Genomic DNA, 18,954 nt, shown 5'->3' with positions numbered 1-18,954 from the left:
AAAAGTAAAAATTCCTTTTTTTAAGGTTAGAGAAAAATAAAATGAAGAATATATACATGATTGGTATTGGTTTAATTGGCGGTAGTTTTGCTATCGACATTAAAAAGAACAATCCAGAAGCTGTAATTCATGGAATTAGTAGAAAAGATGAAACCTTAAACAAGGCTTTAGAATTAAATCTAATAGACAAGAAAGCAACTTTAGACGATATAGAAAATGCAGACCTAGTAATTGTCTCAATTCCTGTAGATGCAACTGTAAAATTATTACCAACCATTTTAGATAAAATATCTGATACAGGTTTGGTTGTTGATGCAGGTTCAACAAAAGAAGAAATTTGTAAGGTGGTTGAACATCATCCTAAAAGAAGAAATTTTTTAGCATGTCATCCAATTGCAGGAACAGAAAATTCTGGACCAACAGCAGCGATTTCTGGCTTATACGTTGGAAAAACGAACATTATCTGTGAAGTAGAAAAGACAACTTTTAAGCTTCAAGAAAAAGCTTTAGAACTTTTTAGAGCCATTGGAATGCGTATTCGTTACATGGACCCAGTTTCTCATGACAAGCATATTGCGTATGTTTCGCACCTGTCCCACATAAGTTCATTTATGTTAGGTAAAACGGTTATCAATAAAGCAAAAAACGAACGCGATATTTTTGATATGGCAGGTTCAGGTTTTGAGTCGACAGTTCGTTTGGCAAAAAGTTCGCCAGCAATGTGGACACCAATTTTTAAACAGAATAAAGAAAACGTAATAGAAACGTTAGAAGAATACATCAACAATTTACAACAATTTAAAGAGTTGATGATAAAAGACGATTTTGAAGAAATTTTTAACGAAATGGATAGCACAAATCACATAAAGCAAATATTAAACGGCATAAAATAATAAGCCAAAACAAGTAGAAAAATGGAGAATACAAAAGAATTAAGAACATGGTTGGATGATATGAATTTAGATCATCCTCTAGTAATAGCAGGGCCTTGTAGTGCAGAAACCGAAGAACAGGTTTTAAAAATAGCACACGAATTAAAAGATTCTGATGTAAGTTACTTCCGCGCAGGAATTTGGAAACCAAGAACAAGACCAGGAATGTTTGAAGGTGTTGGTGAGATTGGTTTACACTGGTTAAAGAAAGTAAAAGAAGAAACAGGTATGAAAACCTGTACAGAAGTTGCAAACGCAGCGCACGTAAAATTAGCAATCGAAAACGATGTTGATTTATTATGGATTGGTGCACGTTCTACTGTATCTCCTTTTATCATGCAAGAAATTGCAGATGCATTGGCAGGTACAGATAAAATTGTATTAGTAAAAAATCCAGTAAATCCAGATTTAGCTTTATGGTTAGGTGGTATCGAAAGATTATATACTGCAGGAATTAAAAATCTTGGAGCAATTCACAGAGGGTTTTCTACTTATGAGAAATCAAAATATAGAAATACTCCAGAATGGCAATTAGCGATTGAATTTCAAAATAAATTTCCAGATTTACCTTTAATCAACGATCCATCTCATATTACAGGAAATAGAGAAATGATTCAAGAGGTTTCTCAAACAGCTTTAGATTTAAATTTTGATGGTTTAATGATTGAAACTCATTTCGATCCTGAAAACGCATGGAGTGATGCTGCTCAGCAAGTTACACCAACAAAGTTAAAAGCTATAATGGAAGACTTAAAAATCAAAAAAGAAACAGAAACAGCAGTTAGTTACAGAGAACCTTTAGAAAACTTAAGAGCTCAAATTAACGTTGTAGATGATCAATTAATTGGTTTGTTAGGTAAGAGAATGGAAGTTGCAGACAAAATCGGAGGTTTAAAGAAAGATCAAAACGTTGCTGTTTTACAGTCTAGACGTTGGAATGAAATCTTAGGGAACATGGTTTTAGAAGGTAGCAGTAAAGGTTTAAGTGAAGAGTTTGTTTTAAAAATGTTTAAAGCAATTCACCAAGAATCTATCAATCACCAAGAAAAGATTATAAACGGATAATTTTTGGGCGTTACCCAAGGATCAGGCTTTCATTACTCACTTTTTTTGTTTTTTAAGAAACAAAAAAGAGTTCAAACAAGCCATTCAATCCTTAACGCAAAGAGCAACCCCAAAAAGGAAGTTCTTTAAAAATTACTTTTAGAATATGCAATCAAACCTTACAGTTTAACACTGTAAGGTTTTTTTTATGCATAAAACTATATTTTTCTATTTGCCTATGTGGTCCAAAATAATATGTTTTCTTCACATTACTACTTGTAATATAATTGATATATAGATGATTATTTAATACGTTCTTCTTTTTTAGGCGTAAAAAAACCGCCAATTGGCGGTTCTATAAAAATAAAATATTATTATTATTTAGTGTATGGTATTCTTCGAGAAACTTTTCTCATTAATACATTAATTAAATCTTGTGCATCAGAACCAAGAGTCCCTTTTACTTTTTTAAGATAATTAACAACTAATTCATCATCAACAGTACTTGTAAAATCCATATTCATAGTTGCACTATTTGTAGCAAATAACCCACCAGTTAAAACAGCTAGTCCAATAGCAGCTCCATTAGACATTGGTTTAGAAGTTTCATAAGAACCAGTTATTATTGTTTCTACACCTAATATTTTACCTAATTCGCTAGGTAAATATTCATCGTATGAATGAATATCGATTCCTTTTTTCTTCAATAAAGCATTTGTTCTTTTAGGATTTTGTACTTCTACAAGTAATGTACCTCGCTTTTTTCTTGTTAAAAACCAAGTATACATTGCTTTTTGAATATCTAAAGCTTCATTCTTCCCCATCTCAATAATCTGTTCTGAAGTAAAATCTTTTAACTGTTTTGGTCTTAATTTTACTTGTACATTTAAAGGTAAAATAGCAATTGTTTTTGTGTTTTCAACATACGTTTTAGCATCTGGATGAACATATAGTTTTGTTTGTGCGCTAGTTACATTTACACAAATTACAAGTGCAAATAGGGTAATTAAATTTTTCATAAAAGTTTTTTTTAAATTTGATAACGAATATAAATTTATTTTTAAGACTGATGGTGTAAAAAATAAGTTTTATTTATCTCAAAAAGCTCTCCTTTGCTGTTGATAAAACAAGGTTTACCAAACAATTTTCTCTAAAAAACGAAATCACACCAACTGACATTCCCATTTTTATTTAAAATTCTGCATCTTTGTATTAATGAAAGGAATCGTTTATAAATCTACAGGAAGTTGGTATCAAGTAAAATCAGAAGATGGTAATTTTCATCAATGTAGAATAAAAGGAAAATTTAGAATCAAAGACATCAAAAGCACCAATCCGATTGCGGTTGGCGATAAAGTTGTGTTCGATTTAGAAAAAACAGGAGATGAAGAAGAAGGTGTTATCAAAAAGATTTTAGACAGAGATAATTTTATTGTCCGTAAATCTGTAAACCTTTCTAAGCAAACACATATTATAGCTTCAAATATTGATCAAGTTTTTTTATTGATAACGATCAATAATCCACCAACATTTGCAGCATTTATAGATCGTTTTTTAGTTTCTACAAGAGCGTATCGTATTGATACAATTTTAGTTTTTAATAAAATAGATTCTTACGAGTTAGAAGAACGTGCAGAGATTTTATATTTAAAAGATATTTATGAAGCAATTGGTTACAGATGCATAGAAGTTTCTGCAACTCAAAATATAAACATCGATAAAATTAAAGAAATAATGACAGGTAAAACATCTATGTTTGTTGGTCATTCAGGAGTTGGTAAATCTACTTTGGTAAATGCGATTGAACCTTCTTTAAATTTAAAAACCAAAGAAATTTCTGATCAACATAAACAAGGTAAACACACAACTACATTTGCAGAGATGTTCGATTTAAGTTTCGATGCAAGAATTATAGACACACCAGGTATTAAAGGTTTTGGAGTTGTAGATATTGATAAATACGAATTAGGAGATTATTTTCCTGAGTTTTTTGCCTTAAAACAAGATTGTAAATTCAATAACTGTATTCATACAAAAGAACCACATTGTGCTGTAAAAGATGCGTTAGAAAAAGATGAAATTTCTTGGTCTCGTTATAAAAGTTACCTTCAGATTTTAAGTGGAGATGAAGAGAAAGAACATTTTAGAACAGATGTTTGGGATGAAGAAGATAATGAAGAATAGCTTATGAAAGTTGTTATTCAAAGAGTTTCTAAGGCAAGTGTTACCATTAATAATGTAAAAGTTGCTTCTATAGAAAAAGGACTCTTAATTCTTTTAGGAATTGTAGCAAACGATACTCAAGAAGATATTAATTGGTTAGTTCGTAAAGTTGCAAATCTTCGCATTTTTAATGATGAAGATGGTGTCATGAATAACTCACTTATTGATGTTGATGGAAATGCAATTGTTGTAAGTCAGTTTACATTGCACGCATCCACCAAAAAAGGAAGTAGACCTAGTTATATGAAAGCTGCAAAACCTGTAATTGCAATTCCTTTGTATAAGAACTTTGTAAAAACGTTAGAAACAGAATTAAGTAAAACTGTGCAAACGGGTGAATTTGGCGCAGACATGAAAGTTGAGTTATTAAATGACGGACCAGTAACAATCATTATCGATTCAAAGAATAAAGAGTAGTTTTTATGTTTTTTTTTGATGTTCATACCCATAAAAGATCTTCGTCGAAAAATATCTTTTCGATAGAAAATAAATACCCAAACGCAACAGATTTCACCAAACCTTTTTCAATAGGAATTCATCCTTGGTTTATCAAACCAGAAAATGTAGAAAAAGAACTTTTAATTATTGAAAAAAAGTTAAAAGAAGATAATTGTTTTGCTATAGGGGAATGTGGTTTAGATAAAATTACAGAAACTGATTTTGAACTTCAAAAAGAAGTATTTAAAAAGCAAGTTGAACTTTCAGAAAAATATCAAAAACCTTTAATTATTCATTGTGTAAAAGCATATCAAGAACTTATTGAAATAAAAAAGGAATTGAAACCAAAACAAGTTTGGATTTTGCATGGTTTCAATAAGAACTATCAAGTTGCAGAAAGTTTATTGAAAAACGGAATTATATTGTCTTTCGGAACGGCAATTATCAAAAATAAAAAATTACAAGAAGTTGTTTCTAAGGTTGCTATTTCATCAATATTATTAGAAACAGACAATGATTTAAACATTGATGTTAAAGAAGTGTATCAGAAAATATCAGAAATAAAAAAGATTACAGTTGAAGAGCTTCAGCAAAAAATAAAACAGAATTTTAAAAGTATTTTTAAGAAATGAGTTGGTTAGAGCGTACAGAATTATTAGTGCAAAAAGAAGGTTTAGAGAAATTACAAAATGCCAATGTTTTAATCGTTGGTTTGGGTGGTGTTGGTTCTTATGCTGCAGAATTTATTGCAAGAGCAGGGATCAATAAAATGACAATTGTAGATGGCGATGTTTTTGATGAAACTAATAAAAATAGACAATTACCTGCCTTAGACTCTACTATTGGAGCATCGAAAGCACAAGTTTTAGCAACGCGTTTAAGAGACATAAATAAAGATATTGAGTTAACGGTTTTAGAAGAATTTTTATCGCCAGAAAGAGCGTATGAAATTGTTTCTAAAGAATTCGATTATGTTTTAGATTGTATAGATACAATTACGCCAAAAGTGAATTTAATTGTTGCAGCAAGAAGAAAGAAAGTCAAAATTATTTCTTCTATGGGAGCAGGAGGTAAGTTAGATGCTACTAAAATTAAAGTAAAAGATATTTCAAAAACGAAGAACTGCACCATGGCAAGAGTTTTACGCAAACGTTTAAAAGAACGAAAAGTAGACAAAGGTGTAAAAGCAGTCTATTCAGATGAGGTTCAGATTGCAACAAGTTTAAAAAGAACAGATGGCACCAATTTTAAGAAGTCTTATTATGGTACAATTAGCTATATGCCTGCTGCTTTTGGTTTGCAAGCGGCTGCTCATGTAATTAATCATATTGTAAAAAAGTGAAATTTATTTTCCTTGGAAAATAAATTGATGTATATTTGCCATGGAAAATAAAAAACCAATAACTTAATTTATACAAAAAAATGAAAAAAATAATTTTATCATTAGTAGTAGTTGCATCAGTATTAACTGCTTGTAAAGAGAATAAAAAAGACAAGGTAGAAGTAAAAGAAGCTGTAAAAGTTGAAGCTGTTGTTGCTAAAGTAAATAATGTTGATGCAGCTGCATCTGTTTTAAACTGGAAAGGAACAAAACCTGGAGGCGCTCATAATGGAACAGTAGCTTTACAAAGCGGTGTTTTATCAATTGAAAACGGAGCTTTAAAAGGAGGTGAGTTTGTAATTGATATGAGTACAATTACGAATGTTGACATGAAAGGGAGTGATGGAGCAGGTAAGATTGAAGGTCATTTAAAAAATGCTGATTTCTTTGATGTAGCTCTTTACGCAACTTCAAAATTTGTAATTACTAAAGTAGAAGAAGTTAATGGAAAGTTAGCTGTTACGGGTAATTTACAAATTAAAGATGTTACCAAGAGTATTACAATACCTGCAACAATTTCAACTGAAAACGGAATTACAATATTTAAAAGTGAAACTTTTAAAGTAGATAGAGCAGATTTTAATGTAAAGTATGGTTCTAAAAAATTCTTTGAAGGATTAAAAGATAAGTATATAGATGACATTATGGAATTGTCTTTTGTTGTTAAAACGAAAGCATAATTTAGATTCATTTCAAATTCTTTTTTAAAGGCTAGAAACTTTTGTTTTTAGCCTTTTTTGCTTTTCTTTTTTTTAAATTTGGAAAGCTATATAAAAAAAAGAATGAAAAAGAAAAAACTTCTGCTCCCTGTCGTAGTATTCCTATGTTCAATAGTATCTACTTTTAGTCAAAAAATAAATTATTCTTCCTTACTAATTCCAACAGAATTAAAAGAAAATGCAAATGCAGTTATTCGAGACAATTCAATAGAAATTACTTTTGAAGATGTTGGTGAAATGATTGTGCATAAAAGAAAAGTTGTTACTGTCTTAAATAAATTAGGAGATAGAAATGCATCAATGTATGCACATTACGATAATACTACAAAAATCACGAAACTTTCAGCCGTAATTTACGATGCTTTTGGTACTCAAATAAAAAAATATTCTAAAAGTAAGTTTTTAGATGTCAGTGCAGTAAGTGGTGGAACCTTGTATTCTGATTCTAGAGTAAAATATGTAGATTATACTGCTGTCTCTTATCCTTATACAATTGTTTTTGAATCTGAATATAAAACATCGACAACTAGTTCTATGCCAAGTTGGTACCCGATTAATGCGTATTCTCTTTCAGTTGAAAAGAGTCAGTATAAATTAATAAATCCAAAACAAATTGGAATTAACACAAAAGAAAAAAACTTTAGTGGTTATTCAATTGAAAAAACGCAATCAGATAACGAGTTATATAGTATTATAGAAAATCAACCAGCAATTAAATACGAAGCTAACAGTATTTCTTTTTCTAATATCATGCCTAGATTAATGGTTGTGCCAAAAGATTTTCAAACCGATGGTATAAAAGGCAGTTATTCTAACTGGAAAGAATTAGGGACTTGGATGAACCAGAAAATCTTATCTGGTACTACTGATTTGGATGAAGCGACTAAACTTAAAGTTTTAAGTTTAGTAGAAGGGATAGACAACCCGATAGAGAAGGCTAAAATTGTATATAAATATATGCAGGATAAAACCAGATATATTAGTGTACAAGTTGGTATTGGAGGCATTCAGCCAATTGCCGCAAACCTAGTAGATAAAGTTAGCTATGGAGATTGTAAAGGTTTAACAAATTATACAAAAGCCTTATTAGAAGTTGTTGGTGTTAAATCTAATTATGTTCATGTTGAGGCAGATACTGATGATAAGGTTTCATTCGAAAATGAATTTGCTTCTTTAGCTCAAGGAAATCATGTTATTTTAAATATTCCAAATAATGGAAATGATATTTGGTTAGAATGTACAAGTCAAACAATTCCTTTTGGGTTTTTAGGAGATTTTACTGATGATAGAAATGTATTGGTAATGACGCCTGAAGGAGGAGTTATTAAAAGAACACCAGCTTATAAAAACGAGTACAATCTTCAAGAATTAAAAGCTAAAATTCAATTAGAAGAAAACGGAAGTTTAACAAGTAGTTTAAATAGAGTATCTAAAGGAATTCAATATGATGATAAGTCTTTTTATGAAACTTTATCAGAAGAAGATCTTATAAAAAGATATAAGTCTAGAGTTTGGAGTTATAATAATAACCTAGAAATTACTTCTGTAGATTTAATAAATGATAAAGAAAAGGTAGTTTTTAAAGAAGATTTAAAGGTTTCTATTAAGAATTATGCTTCTGTAAATGAACAAGAATATTTATTTAGAGTAAATGTTTTTAATAGAGAAAGTTATGTTCCTAAGAGATATAGAAGTAGAAAATTACCATTAAAAATTTCTAGAGGTTATAAAGATGTAGATGCTTATGAATTTACAATACCAAAAGGATATGTTTTAGGAGTATTACCATCAGAAAAAGTAATCTCTACAAAATTTGGTACCTACAAAGTTACTTTCACGAAAATAGATGACGCTTCTTTTAAATATCATAAAACGATTATAATTAAAGAAGGCATTTATCCTAAAGAAGATTATAAAACTTATAGAAGTTTTAGAAGAAGTATTGCTAAGTATGAAAATTTAAGAATTGCTATTACCTTAAAATAAATTAAATGAAAAAGATTACAATTGCATTGCTATTATTAAGTCAGTTATCATTATTCGCACAAGATTATAAATTTGGTAAAGTATCTAAAGAAGAATTAGAAGAGAGTTTTTATCCCTTAGATTCTACTGCAGATGCTGCTTATTTGTATAGAAAAAGAAGAACTTATTTCGATTATATTCCAAATGATGGTTTTCAAATGGTAACCGTAATTCATGAACGAATTAAAATTTACTCAAAAGAAGGTTTTGATATGGCAACAAAATCTGTTGCATATTATGACCCAGAAGTTGGAGAAGAACAATCTGTAAGTTCAATAAAAGGATATACATATTCTTTAGTTAAGGGTAAGGTTTCAAAAGAAAAATTATCAAAAAAAAGTATATTTAAAGAGAAGAAAAATAGATCTTACAGTATAAAGAAAATTACAATGCCTAATATTAAAATAGGTACAGTTTTAGAGATAAAGTATAAGCTAATTTCACCATATACAAGCTCTATAAACGATTTACAATTTCAATATGGTATTCCTGTTAAAAAATTAGATTATAAAATTGAGATTCCGGAGTATTATTCTTTTAATAAAAGATCTAAAGGGTATTATTCTGTTAAAATGAAGAAAGACTCTAAAAGTGGAACTGTTGGTTCTACAAATTTTAGAGTTGATGTTTTTTCATTTGATGGAAACACGATTCCTGCTTTAAGAGATAATGAACCTTTTATTAGTAGTATTCATAATTATAGAGGAGGAATGAAATTTGAGCTAACTCAAACAGATTTTTCAAGTCTTCAGGGTAGCGTAAAAACCTTTTCTAATTCTTGGCAAGATGTTAGTAAGCAAATTTTTAAATCTTCTAGTTTTGGTACAGAACTAAAGAAAAGTAGTTATTATAAAGACGATTTAGAAAAGATACTTACAACTTCTAAAACAAATTTAGAAAAAATTGCAGCCATTTTTAATTTTGTTAAAAAGCAAGTAAAATGGAATGGAAATTATAGTAAATACACAGATAATGGTGTTAGAAAAGCATACAAAGAAAGAGTCGGTAATGTAGCAGATATCAATTTGATGTTAACATCAATGTTGCGTTCTGCTGGTTTTAATGCAAACCCTGTATTGTTAAGTACCAGAAAAAATGGTATTCCGTTTTTTCCAACGTTAGATGGTTTTAACTATGTTATTGCTATGGTTGATTTTCAAGATGAAAGTTATGTTTTATTAGATGCATCAGAAGAATTTTCTTTGCCAAATATGTTGCCAACTAGAGCATTAAATTGGAAAGGTAGAAAAGTAACTAAAGAAGGTGGATCTATTTGGGTTGAGTTAACATCATCTAAACATGCTTCTGAAGATAATAGTGTAATGGTGAAAATTTCTGATGAAATGATGGTTGAAGGCATGGTTAGAACAAAATACGATAACCTGAATGCATTAAATTATAGAAAGAATAATAACCACATAAAAGAGGAAGATTTAATAACAAAATTAGAAGAAAAGTACAAATTAGAGATTGAAGATTATAAAGTATTAAATAAAAAGGTGTTAGAGAAAAGTGTTATCAGAAACGTTAAATTTTTAAGTGAAGATTTAATTGAAGAGATAAACGGAAAAATTTATATAGAGCCTTTGTTGTTTTTATCAGAACATAATAATCCTTTTAAATTAGAAGATAGAAAGTTTCCAGTAGATTTTGCAACACCATGGAAAGATAGAAATACAGTTTCAATACAAATTCCTGAAGGTTATAAAGTGGAATCATTACCAGAATCATTAGCAATTGGTTTGCCAGATGGTTTAGGTGTGTTTAAATTTAGAGTAATGCAACAAGGAAATAAGATAAGTACAATATCTATCTTACAATTTAATGAAGGAGTCATAAGTGCTCAGTATTATGCTTCATTAAAAGATTTTTACGGACAAATGGTAAAGAAACAATCAGAGAAAATAGTCTTGATAAAGTTGTAGAATTAATAATCCCAAAATGAAAATTTTGGGATTATTTTTTTAATATAATTTATGATGGAAAACCAAGCATGGTTCCCATACCAACTGTAAATAACCAACAACCATAAATTGCATGTTCTATAGAAACCAAAAGTGTAGATTTTGTTTTCTTAAATGTGTATGCAAAAAGAATACCTCCAATAAAAGTAAGAACTAGTACTAAACTACTTTTGAAAAAAATATGTGCTAACGAAAACAAAGCAGCATTTATAAGAATAAAAACGAACTCATTTTTAAATAGATTTTTATAACGCTGAAAAAAGAATGTTCTATAAATAAGTTCTTGCGGGTATACAGAAAAAAGAGAGTAAAAAAGCAATATTAGAATCCATAATTTGGGTTTGTTTAGAACAACAATAAAAAGGCTTTTAGAATCTGTGAACCAAACAAAAAGGGAGGTAATCAAAGTAATAATTAAGAATTTAATGAATGTCGATTTCCAGAATTTTTTCCAATTAAGGTTTTTATTGATGCTAAATTTATTCTTTTCTACTTTTAATAAAATATAAGTAACATATATAAAGCCTAAAACACCAATAATCAGTTTTAATATTGGTGAAAAATCGAAAGTGTAACTTACTGGAATTACTATAAAAATAAGGATAAGTTCAATAAACTTATAACGGATAGATTGCATGTTATTATAATTTTATAAGTGTTGTGTTTTTTACTTCTTCTATTGCAAATGTACTGTGAGTACTTCCAATATATTTTATTGCGGTTAATTTTGTAACCATAAAACTTCTATATTCATCCATATCTTTTACGTAGATTTTTAAGATGTAATCGTAATCTCCACTCACATGAAAACATTCAGAAACTTCTTCTAATTTTAAAACCTCACGTTCAAAAGTAGTGACATATTCTTTAGAATGTTGAATGAGTTTTATATGACAAAAAACTAAAAAGGATTTTTCTATTTTATTTTTATTGATGATAGCCACATACTTTTTAATGATTTTCTCTTTTTCTAATTTTTTGATTCTTTCATAAATAGCAGTTACAGATAAATTGAGTTGCAGCGAAAGTTGTTTGGTGGTTTGTTTACTATCAATTTGCAGTAAATTGATGAGTTTTTTATCAATAGAATCTAAAGTCATAATTTAAAATTTTCTATAAAATAGTATTTATCAAAGCTGTTTTAGTTTTTAAAACTATAATTAAAATCAAATCTAGTAAAATAAACTATAATAGATTATTTGTATTGATTAATTTTCTTTTATGTTGTTGTTTTGTACTTCTAAAAACTATCAATTATGAAATTCAATCCAGCAGATAAAATTCAAGATCTACAATATTTTGGAGAATTCGGAGGCGTAAATCCATCCATTTCAGATTCATCTACCTATACTTTTTTATCAGCAAAAACAATGCTAGATACTTTTGAAGGAAATACAGATGGATGCCATTTATATTCACGTCATACAACGCCAAGTAATTTGTATTTAGGAGAAGCTTTAGCGGCAATGGAAGGAACTGAAACTGCAAATGTTTCAGCATCAGGAATGGGAGCAATTACGCCTGTTATATTGCAATTAGCTGGTGCTGGAGAACACGTTGTGTCAAGTAGAACTATTTATGGAGGAACGTATGCTTTCTTAAAAAACTTTATACCAAGGTTAGGCATTAAAACTACTTTTGTAGACATCACAAAATTAGATATTGTTGAAGCTGCAATTACAGAAAACACTAAAATTTTGTATTGTGAAGCAGTCAGTAATCCTTTGTTAGAAGTTGCAGATATAAAAGGTTTATCCGCTTTAGCGAAGAAATATAATTTAAAATTGGTTGTAGATAATACGTTTTCACCATTGTCTATTTCTCCAATAAAATTTGGAGCAGATGTTGTAATTCATAGTTTAACAAAATTTATAAATGGTTCTTCAGATACAGTTGGTGGTGTTATTTGTGGAACTCAAGAGTTTATAAATAACTTACGAAGTGTAAACGATGGTGCAAGTATGCTTTTAGGTGCTACAATGGATAGTTTAAGAGCTGCATCTATTTTAAAAAATATGCGAACATTGCATCTTAGAATGAAACAACACAGTTATAATGCTGCTTTTTTAGCTGATAAATTTCAAGCTGATGGATTAAAAACGGTATATCCAGGATTAGCATCTCATCCTTCTCACAAATTATTTAAATCGATGATGAATGACGATTTTGGCTTTGGAGGAATGTTAACCATTAATGTTGGTTCTTTAGAAAAGGCGAATGAATTAATGGAGTTAATGCAACGTAGAAACTTAGGGAATTTAGCGGTAAGTTTAGGTTTTTATAAGACATTATTTTCTGCTCCAGGAACTTCTACGTCCTCAGAAATACCAGAAGAAGAACAAAAAGAAATGGGACTTTCAGATGGATTGATTCGTTTTTCAATTGGTTTAGATAATGATATAAATCGATCTTATGAGATGATGAAAGAGTGTATGATTGAGGTTGGAGTTTTGTAGGTTTGTTATAAAGTTACAAAGACTCAGGAGTTCAAAGACTCAAAGTGTTATTACGAGAAAGAAAGGCGAAGTAATCTGTTTTTTAATAGATTGCTTCGTTCGTTTTTGAAACAAGTTTATAATAGACGTAATTACGATTTATAGAAATGAATTGTTTAATTAAATACCCCAAAACCGTTCTGTAAATTTAGCAAAATCTTCCTTTTTTGGAGAGGTTCCATCAAAAGGTAAAATATCCCATTCTTCATTTTGAAAGAAAATAGTAAAATTGAAAACAGAAGTATTTATATCATTAGGGTTTAACATTGGGTATCTTAAGTCTACATATTTATAAGTGCCTATTTTATCCTTTTTAGAAAGATTGTAATATCCGTTACTAAACCAAGCTAGGGTTTGTAAGTTGTAGTCACTCATATCTATTAAATCATGATTTTTTTCAACCGTAATAATTTTATCTGCAGTTGCGCTTTTATCAAACAAAGAATAAAAAGTTAAGTGATATTGAGAATCTGTTTCTGCAACAGAATACCAAAGAATATTATTTAAAATAGTTGGTTGAGCAGAAAAATGATTGTAAGGAATACCTGCTTTTTCAAAAGATTTTCTAAAAATAGCATCTATATAAAATTTATTAATAATGGTAAATAACATATAGGTAGAGCTAATATAAATACCTGCTTTTAACCACCAAGTTCTTCGTGTTCTTTTTCGGTTGAAAAACATCATAACGATTAAACTCAATAAAAAAGGAACTGTATATAAGGGATCTACAACAGAAATGTTGTTAAAAGCGACTCTGTAATCAGAAAACGGAACAAACAATTGTGTTCCATAAGGTGTAAAACAATCTAAAATAGGATGTGTGAAAATGGATAAAAAGAAAAGCCAAATCCAGTTTTGTTGCGTTGTAGTTTCTTTTCTCGCTCCAGTATTATATAGCTTGTAAGTAATCCATCCAAAGAGAAAAGCACCTAAAACTGCAAATAAAATAGAATGCATAAAACCTCTGTGAAAAGCCATTGCTTGTATTTCATTATTGTAAAGTAATTTTCCTACAAATACATCTAAATCTGGTATTGTGCCACCAATTGCTCCAAATAATAAAGCTTTATTTCCAATCTTTTTACCGAGTGCAATTTCTCCACAAGCAGCGCCAAGAACAATCTGAGTTAACGAATCCATGAAGGCAAATGTAAGCAACCATTTTGATTTGCATAACATTTTGTAAAATCGTAACATTACAATACCAAAAAGAAACGTATGCCAAAGGACAAAAATCTTTCAGAAATTAAAATAGAAGATCAAAAAATTATAGATAATAAAGAGTTAAATCTTTTTGAATCTTTAATTCCAGTTGTGATTTTAATGGGGTTGTTAGCCTATAATATCTTTTTTGTTGAAGGACAAGAATGGTTTGGAGGCTATACAAATCAATATATTTTATTAATGGGAGGTTTGGTTGCTGCATCTGTAGGATTATTTCATAAAGTTTCTTTTACAACAATGATTGCTGAGGTTTGGGAAAACTGGAAAAGTGTTTTTGTGCCAATTATGATTCTTTTTTTAGTAGGAGCATTAGCAGGAACTTGGTTAGTTAGCGGTATTATTCCTGCCATGGTTTATTATGGATTACAAGTTTTAAGTCCAGAAATATTTTTACCAGCATCTGTTATAATTGCTGCAATTATTTCTGTTGCAACGGGAAGTTCTTGGACCACTTCTGCGACTGTTGGTATTGCTTTAGTTGGTATTGGTAGCGCATTAGGTATTCCTACAGGAATGATTGCAGGAGCAGTGATTTCTGGAGCTTATTTTGGTGATAAAATGTCTCCTCTTTCCGATACAACAAATTTAGCCCCAGCAATGGCAGGTACAGATTTGTTTACTCACATTAAATACATGACAATAACAACAGTACCTACAATTATTATAACCTTAATTGTATTTGCAGTTTTAAGCACAACAATAGACACTACAGGTAGTGCCGATATTAGTAATTTATTAGTTACAATAGATAATACATTTCAAATATCTCCTTTATTATTTCTAGTTCCAGGGATTGTTATTATTATGATTTTAATGAAAACGAAACCATTAGTAGCTTTAGGAACAGGTGTCGTTTTAGCAGGAGTTTTTGCATTTATTTTTCAAGGAGATTTACTAAACAGTTTATCAACTTCTAAATTTCAGGCAATAATTAATGCTGTTTTAGTAGACACAAACATTCATACTGATAATGAAAAATTATCAGAATTATTTTCTTCAGGAGGAATGAATGGAATGATCTGGACAATCTTATTAATTATCTGTGCCATGGTTTTTGGTGGAGTTATGGATGCAATTGGTGCATTGGCAAGAATCACTAAAAGTTTATTGTCTGTAGCAACTTCTGTATTTGGTTTGTTTGCGAGTACAGTTGTAAGTTGTTTAGGTTTAAATGCAATTGCATCAGATCAATATTTAGCAATTGTAATTCCTGGTAAAATGTTTAAACAAGCATATGAGGATAAAGGTTTAGCACCAGAAAATTTAAGTAGAACTTTAGAGGATTCAGGAACTGTAACTTCAGTTTTAATTCCTTGGAATACTTGTGGAGCATATCAATCTACAGTATTAGGCGTTTCTGTAGCAGATTATGCCGTTTATGCTGTTTTTAATTATTTAAGTCCTTTTACAACTTTATTATTTGCTGCTTTAAACATTAAGATTAAACAGTTAGTGAAAAAATAATATATGATTGTTAGGGTTGATGAATCTGACGCTCAGGAACTAACTGAAATTGCATTAAAATCGAAATCTTTTTGGGGGTATTCTAATGAGTTATTAGAAAGTTGGAGAAATAACTTAACAGTTACTTCTGCGATGATTTCTAACTGTGCTATTTTTAAATTTCTTGTTGATGATCGTATTACTGGGTTTTATATTTTAAATCCACCAAAAAAGAAATCTATAGAGCTAGAAATGTTGTTTGTTTTACCAGAATTTATAGACAAAGGAATTGGGAAGCAATTATTACTACATTCTTTTGATAAAGCTTTAAAGTTAAATGTAAACTCAATGACTTTATTAGCAGACCCAAATGCTGTTCCTTTTTATAAATCGAGAGGTTTCTATGAAATTGATAAAAAAGAAAGTGCTATTCTTGGTCGTTTTTTGCCAGTTTTGAAAAAAGATTTAAAACAATAGAAATCAATAACAATAACCAAGGAGTTCCGTGCATTAAAATATCAAACCAATCTTGCCCTTTCATTGCGTGTTCTCCAGAAAAAGCATTTCCGCCTAAAATCCATTTGATTTTACCCCAAATATGAGGTTCTCTAAAAGGAGCAAGTCCTAAAGTTAAACTTGCTATTAAAAATAATTTCCAGTTGTTTTTAAGTTGATTTTTCATTTTTTCTTAGAGTAAAAAATTTAAAGATGGAAAATATAAAAATTATTAATGAATGAAAAGTTAAGTAGGTTAAAATTCTAAAGAAAAAGCTAAAACTATATTTATCATCTTCACTTAAAAATATTATAGATAAATATAAGATGATTATAGATATGTTTACTAATATAAATGTTCCTATATTTTTCCACTTGAATAATAGAAGTAAGTTTAAAATACTGGTTATTAATATTATTAGTATAAAAACAAAAATTAATATCATAATTATCTTAAAAAAATATTTTCAAACAAGCTAAAAGTCCTTCCTTTTGGGAAGGATTTAGGATGGGCTTCTTTTTAAATAAACCAGTTCCAAACCATACCAAAACGAATTGTAAAATCTCTATAAGGATAATTAGGAGCAGAAAAATAATTTTTTTCAGTAAAGCTAGAAGTTACATTTTCAATTTTAAAATACAAACGTGTTCTTCTTACTTGTGCATTAAAGAAAACATCTACTGTTGGAAATCCAATTTCTTGAGTGTCTTGTAGTGTGAATTCTGCTAATAACGGATTGTAAGCATTCATTTTATATTTTGTAAAGTACTTAAACGTAGCACCAATATTTACCAGCATTGGCTTTCCTTTAAACCAATAATCTTCATAATACAACGTGTTTCTTGTGACCAATTCTGGTACTCTAAAAACAGAGCTTCCACTGCTAACATTCTGGTACATTACTGTGTTGTCTAAAGCCAATTTCCAATATTTAATCTCTTTACTTGCTTTTACTTTTAAATATGTAATCTGATTTGCAAATTGTTGAGGTTTGTTGTCTTCGTCAAAATAAGTATAGTTATCTATATTGGTGAAATTTAGAGAAGCATTTATCCATTTAGAACTAAAATCAAAACCTAAATCTCTTGTATTTACAGAGCTAAAATCATTTTGCCAATTGTAATCATCATATTTACTTTGATGTAATAAAGTGTTAAAGTTTGGTGATTTAGAACTTATTAGTAAACTTCCTTTTACTGCAAAAAGACTGTCTTTTTTATAAAGAGCTTCACCTTTTAGAAAATTACCAGACAATCTACTGCTTCCAGGAGAAAAATTACCTGTAGCATTTAATTGAAAATTCTTAATTTTAGCATTCCAATCTGCTCCAACTGAAATAGCGCTACCTTCTAGTTTTAATTTAGAGATATTACTACTGCTGTTTAAGATAGTATCATAACCGTGAGAATAATTAGTTAAATTTATTTTAGCTTTAAACTGACCTAATACATATTTAGAATTAAAATCTAAATTCAACTCGTTATTTGTAATTGTGGTTTTGGCTACGTTGTTGCTCGCGTCAGCTGAATTTTCATTACCAAAAATATCAGTTCTGGTAGTGGTTTGAATAAAACTATATTCTTTTGTTTCAGTCGTAAAAACATGTCCAACTTTTAAATTACTAAAGTCTTTTTTATTGATTGTATCTTTACTAGCCAATAATTTATAACTGTGATCTAAATAAACTCTTTTACTGTTAAATTGATTTTCAGCATCATCTAAATTAACATCTAATCTTGCTCTTGTAGTGTAGTTTGCATCATCACTTTGAAACTTATCAATTTCCACTTGTGGTAATCCTCCACTTTCTTCGTTAAAAAAATCTTGAGAAGTTAAATGCCCACGAATTTCGTATCGATTATTTTTTGTTCTATAATGAAAAGCACCTCTAAAATTTCCATGGCTTGCTAAAGATCTTCTATAAGCGCCTAAAGAACGAATTCCTTTATAAGACAAGGAAACATTTAATCTTCTTGAAAAATTTACAGTAAAAATAGCATCTAAAACTTGTCCTTGTTGTAAACCTGTTCTGTAAGTAATTTGAGTGGTTGGTGTAGGAACTTCGTAATATTTTATTTCATCAATATCAAAATAACTAAACTGTTTTGCTGTAAAACCAATATCTGGAAATAACTTTAGATTGCTAAAATCATATCCTAAATTAGTAAAAGTCTGACCTTGATTGTGGAAACCTAATAACTCAAAATTATCTTTTCTTAAATAATTAAATTTATAATCTTTTTGTATCGTTAATGTAGTATCAATATAAGTGGTGTCTCTTTTATGAGAGAAAATTTTATAATCGGTGTATTTTGTTTTTCCAGATAATGTAACCGAAATTTCCCCAGTACTTTTAATCGAATCATTCTGAGATCTATCAGAATTATTAAAGCCACCACTTTTTTGACCACCAGGTTTAACCGTTAGTTGCGAAAACATTGTGTTTACACTTAATAAAACAAGAATTGAAAAGAAAAATAACGATTTGTTCATAGATTGTTTCTGCAATGGCAAATGTAAAATAATTTAACGAAAATAATCGTTAATAATTATCACGAAAACTGTTA

At 29.3% G+C, this 18,954-nt stretch carries 18 protein-coding genes; 12 read left to right on the top strand and 6 right to left on the bottom strand.

Translation table 11 applies throughout. The features are described from left to right. Positions 1-41 precede the first annotated feature (41 nt). Entirely contained in the window at positions 42-893 is an 852-nt protein-coding gene (locus BTO07_RS09385; protein ID WP_087520979.1) for a prephenate dehydrogenase, read from the top strand. A gap of 21 nt (positions 894-914) precedes the next feature. After that, positions 915-1,997 (top strand): bifunctional 3-deoxy-7-phosphoheptulonate synthase/chorismate mutase type II, encoded by a 1,083-nt coding sequence (locus BTO07_RS09380; protein ID WP_087520978.1) that lies wholly within the window; start codon positions 915-917, stop codon positions 1,995-1,997. 356 nt (positions 1,998-2,353) lie between these two features. Here the strand turns inward: BTO07_RS09380 and BTO07_RS09375 are convergent, their stop codons facing one another. Then, positions 2,354-2,995 (bottom strand): hypothetical protein, encoded by a 642-nt coding sequence (locus BTO07_RS09375; RefSeq protein ID WP_087520977.1) that lies wholly within the window; start codon positions 2,993-2,995, stop codon positions 2,354-2,356. 196 nt (positions 2,996-3,191) lie between these two features. Between BTO07_RS09375 and rsgA the strand changes: the two genes are divergently transcribed. The 7 genes from rsgA (at position 3,192) to BTO07_RS09340 (ending at position 10,687) form a co-directional block, all read left to right on the top strand. Next, positions 3,192-4,160, top strand: a complete 969-nt coding sequence (gene rsgA / locus BTO07_RS09370) for a ribosome small subunit-dependent GTPase A (protein ID WP_087520976.1) — start codon at positions 3,192-3,194, stop codon at positions 4,158-4,160. Between the two features lie 3 nt (positions 4,161-4,163). Continuing rightward, positions 4,164-4,616, top strand: coding sequence for a D-aminoacyl-tRNA deacylase (dtd, locus tag BTO07_RS09365; RefSeq protein ID WP_087520975.1), 453 nt, complete (start codon positions 4,164-4,166; stop codon positions 4,614-4,616). 5 nt (positions 4,617-4,621) lie between these two features. Then, positions 4,622-5,269 carry a TatD family hydrolase gene (locus BTO07_RS09360; RefSeq protein WP_087520974.1) on the top strand — a complete coding sequence of 216 codons (648 nt, stop codon included), beginning with the start codon at positions 4,622-4,624 and terminating at the stop codon, positions 5,267-5,269. Continuing rightward, entirely contained in the window at positions 5,266-5,979 is a 714-nt protein-coding gene (locus BTO07_RS09355; RefSeq protein WP_087520973.1) for a tRNA threonylcarbamoyladenosine dehydratase, read from the top strand. Before BTO07_RS09360 ends, BTO07_RS09355 begins: the two co-directional genes overlap by 4 nt. Positions 5,980-6,059: 80 nt before the next feature. Further along, positions 6,060-6,698 carry a YceI family protein gene (locus tag BTO07_RS09350; RefSeq protein ID WP_087520972.1) on the top strand — a complete coding sequence of 213 codons (639 nt, stop codon included), beginning with the start codon at positions 6,060-6,062 and terminating at the stop codon, positions 6,696-6,698. A gap of 102 nt (positions 6,699-6,800) precedes the next feature. Continuing rightward, entirely contained in the window at positions 6,801-8,723 is a 1,923-nt protein-coding gene (locus BTO07_RS09345) for a DUF3857 domain-containing protein (RefSeq protein ID WP_232457001.1), read from the top strand. Between the two features lie 5 nt (positions 8,724-8,728). Beyond that, positions 8,729-10,687 carry a DUF3857 domain-containing protein gene (locus BTO07_RS09340; protein ID WP_087520971.1) on the top strand — a complete coding sequence of 653 codons (1,959 nt, stop codon included), beginning with the start codon at positions 8,729-8,731 and terminating at the stop codon, positions 10,685-10,687. Between the two features lie 49 nt (positions 10,688-10,736). Here BTO07_RS09340 and BTO07_RS09335 read toward each other — a convergent pair whose 3' ends face one another. Next, positions 10,737-11,363 carry a CPBP family intramembrane glutamic endopeptidase gene (locus tag BTO07_RS09335; RefSeq protein WP_087520970.1) on the bottom strand — a complete coding sequence of 209 codons (627 nt, stop codon included), beginning with the start codon at positions 11,361-11,363 and terminating at the stop codon, positions 10,737-10,739. Positions 11,364-11,367: 4 nt separating this feature from the next. After that, positions 11,368-11,826, bottom strand: a complete 459-nt coding sequence (locus BTO07_RS09330) for an Lrp/AsnC family transcriptional regulator (protein WP_087520969.1) — start codon at positions 11,824-11,826, stop codon at positions 11,368-11,370. A 156-nt stretch (positions 11,827-11,982) separates the two neighbouring features. Here BTO07_RS09330 and BTO07_RS09325 point away from each other — a divergent pair, with 156 nt between their 5' ends. After that, positions 11,983-13,182, top strand: coding sequence for an aminotransferase class I/II-fold pyridoxal phosphate-dependent enzyme (locus BTO07_RS09325; RefSeq protein ID WP_087520968.1), 1,200 nt, complete (start codon positions 11,983-11,985; stop codon positions 13,180-13,182). Positions 13,183-13,341: 159 nt separating this feature from the next. On the opposite strand, the gene BTO07_RS09320 is transcribed toward BTO07_RS09325, so the two are convergent. Then, positions 13,342-14,364: a metal-dependent hydrolase gene (locus BTO07_RS09320; protein ID WP_087520967.1), complete on the bottom strand. Its 1,023-nt coding sequence runs from the start codon at positions 14,362-14,364 to the stop codon at positions 13,342-13,344. 78 nt (positions 14,365-14,442) lie between these two features. Here BTO07_RS09320 and nhaC point away from each other — a divergent pair, with 78 nt between their 5' ends. Beyond that, positions 14,443-15,912: a Na+/H+ antiporter NhaC gene (nhaC, locus tag BTO07_RS09315; protein WP_087520966.1), complete on the top strand. Its 1,470-nt coding sequence runs from the start codon at positions 14,443-14,445 to the stop codon at positions 15,910-15,912. 3 nt (positions 15,913-15,915) lie between these two features. Next, positions 15,916-16,368 carry a GNAT family N-acetyltransferase gene (locus tag BTO07_RS09310; protein WP_087520965.1) on the top strand — a complete coding sequence of 151 codons (453 nt, stop codon included), beginning with the start codon at positions 15,916-15,918 and terminating at the stop codon, positions 16,366-16,368. Here BTO07_RS09310 and BTO07_RS09305 read toward each other — a convergent pair. Continuing rightward, positions 16,319-16,573: a hypothetical protein gene (locus BTO07_RS09305; protein WP_087520964.1), complete on the bottom strand. Its 255-nt coding sequence runs from the start codon at positions 16,571-16,573 to the stop codon at positions 16,319-16,321. The genes BTO07_RS09310 and BTO07_RS09305 overlap by 50 nt on opposite strands. A 333-nt stretch (positions 16,574-16,906) precedes the next feature. After that, the gene (locus tag BTO07_RS09300; protein WP_087520963.1) at positions 16,907-18,880 is read right to left on the bottom strand and encodes a putative porin; all 1,974 of its coding nucleotides are present in this window, start codon (positions 18,878-18,880) and stop codon (positions 16,907-16,909) included. Between the last annotated feature and the right edge of the window lie 74 nt (positions 18,881-18,954).

The sequence above is a fragment of the Polaribacter sp. SA4-12 genome (assembly GCF_002163675.1).
Lineage (GTDB): Bacteria > Bacteroidota > Bacteroidia > Flavobacteriales > Flavobacteriaceae > Polaribacter.
The sequence above is the reverse complement of the archived record's forward strand: the minus strand, read 5'-3'. Positions and strand labels throughout refer to the sequence as shown.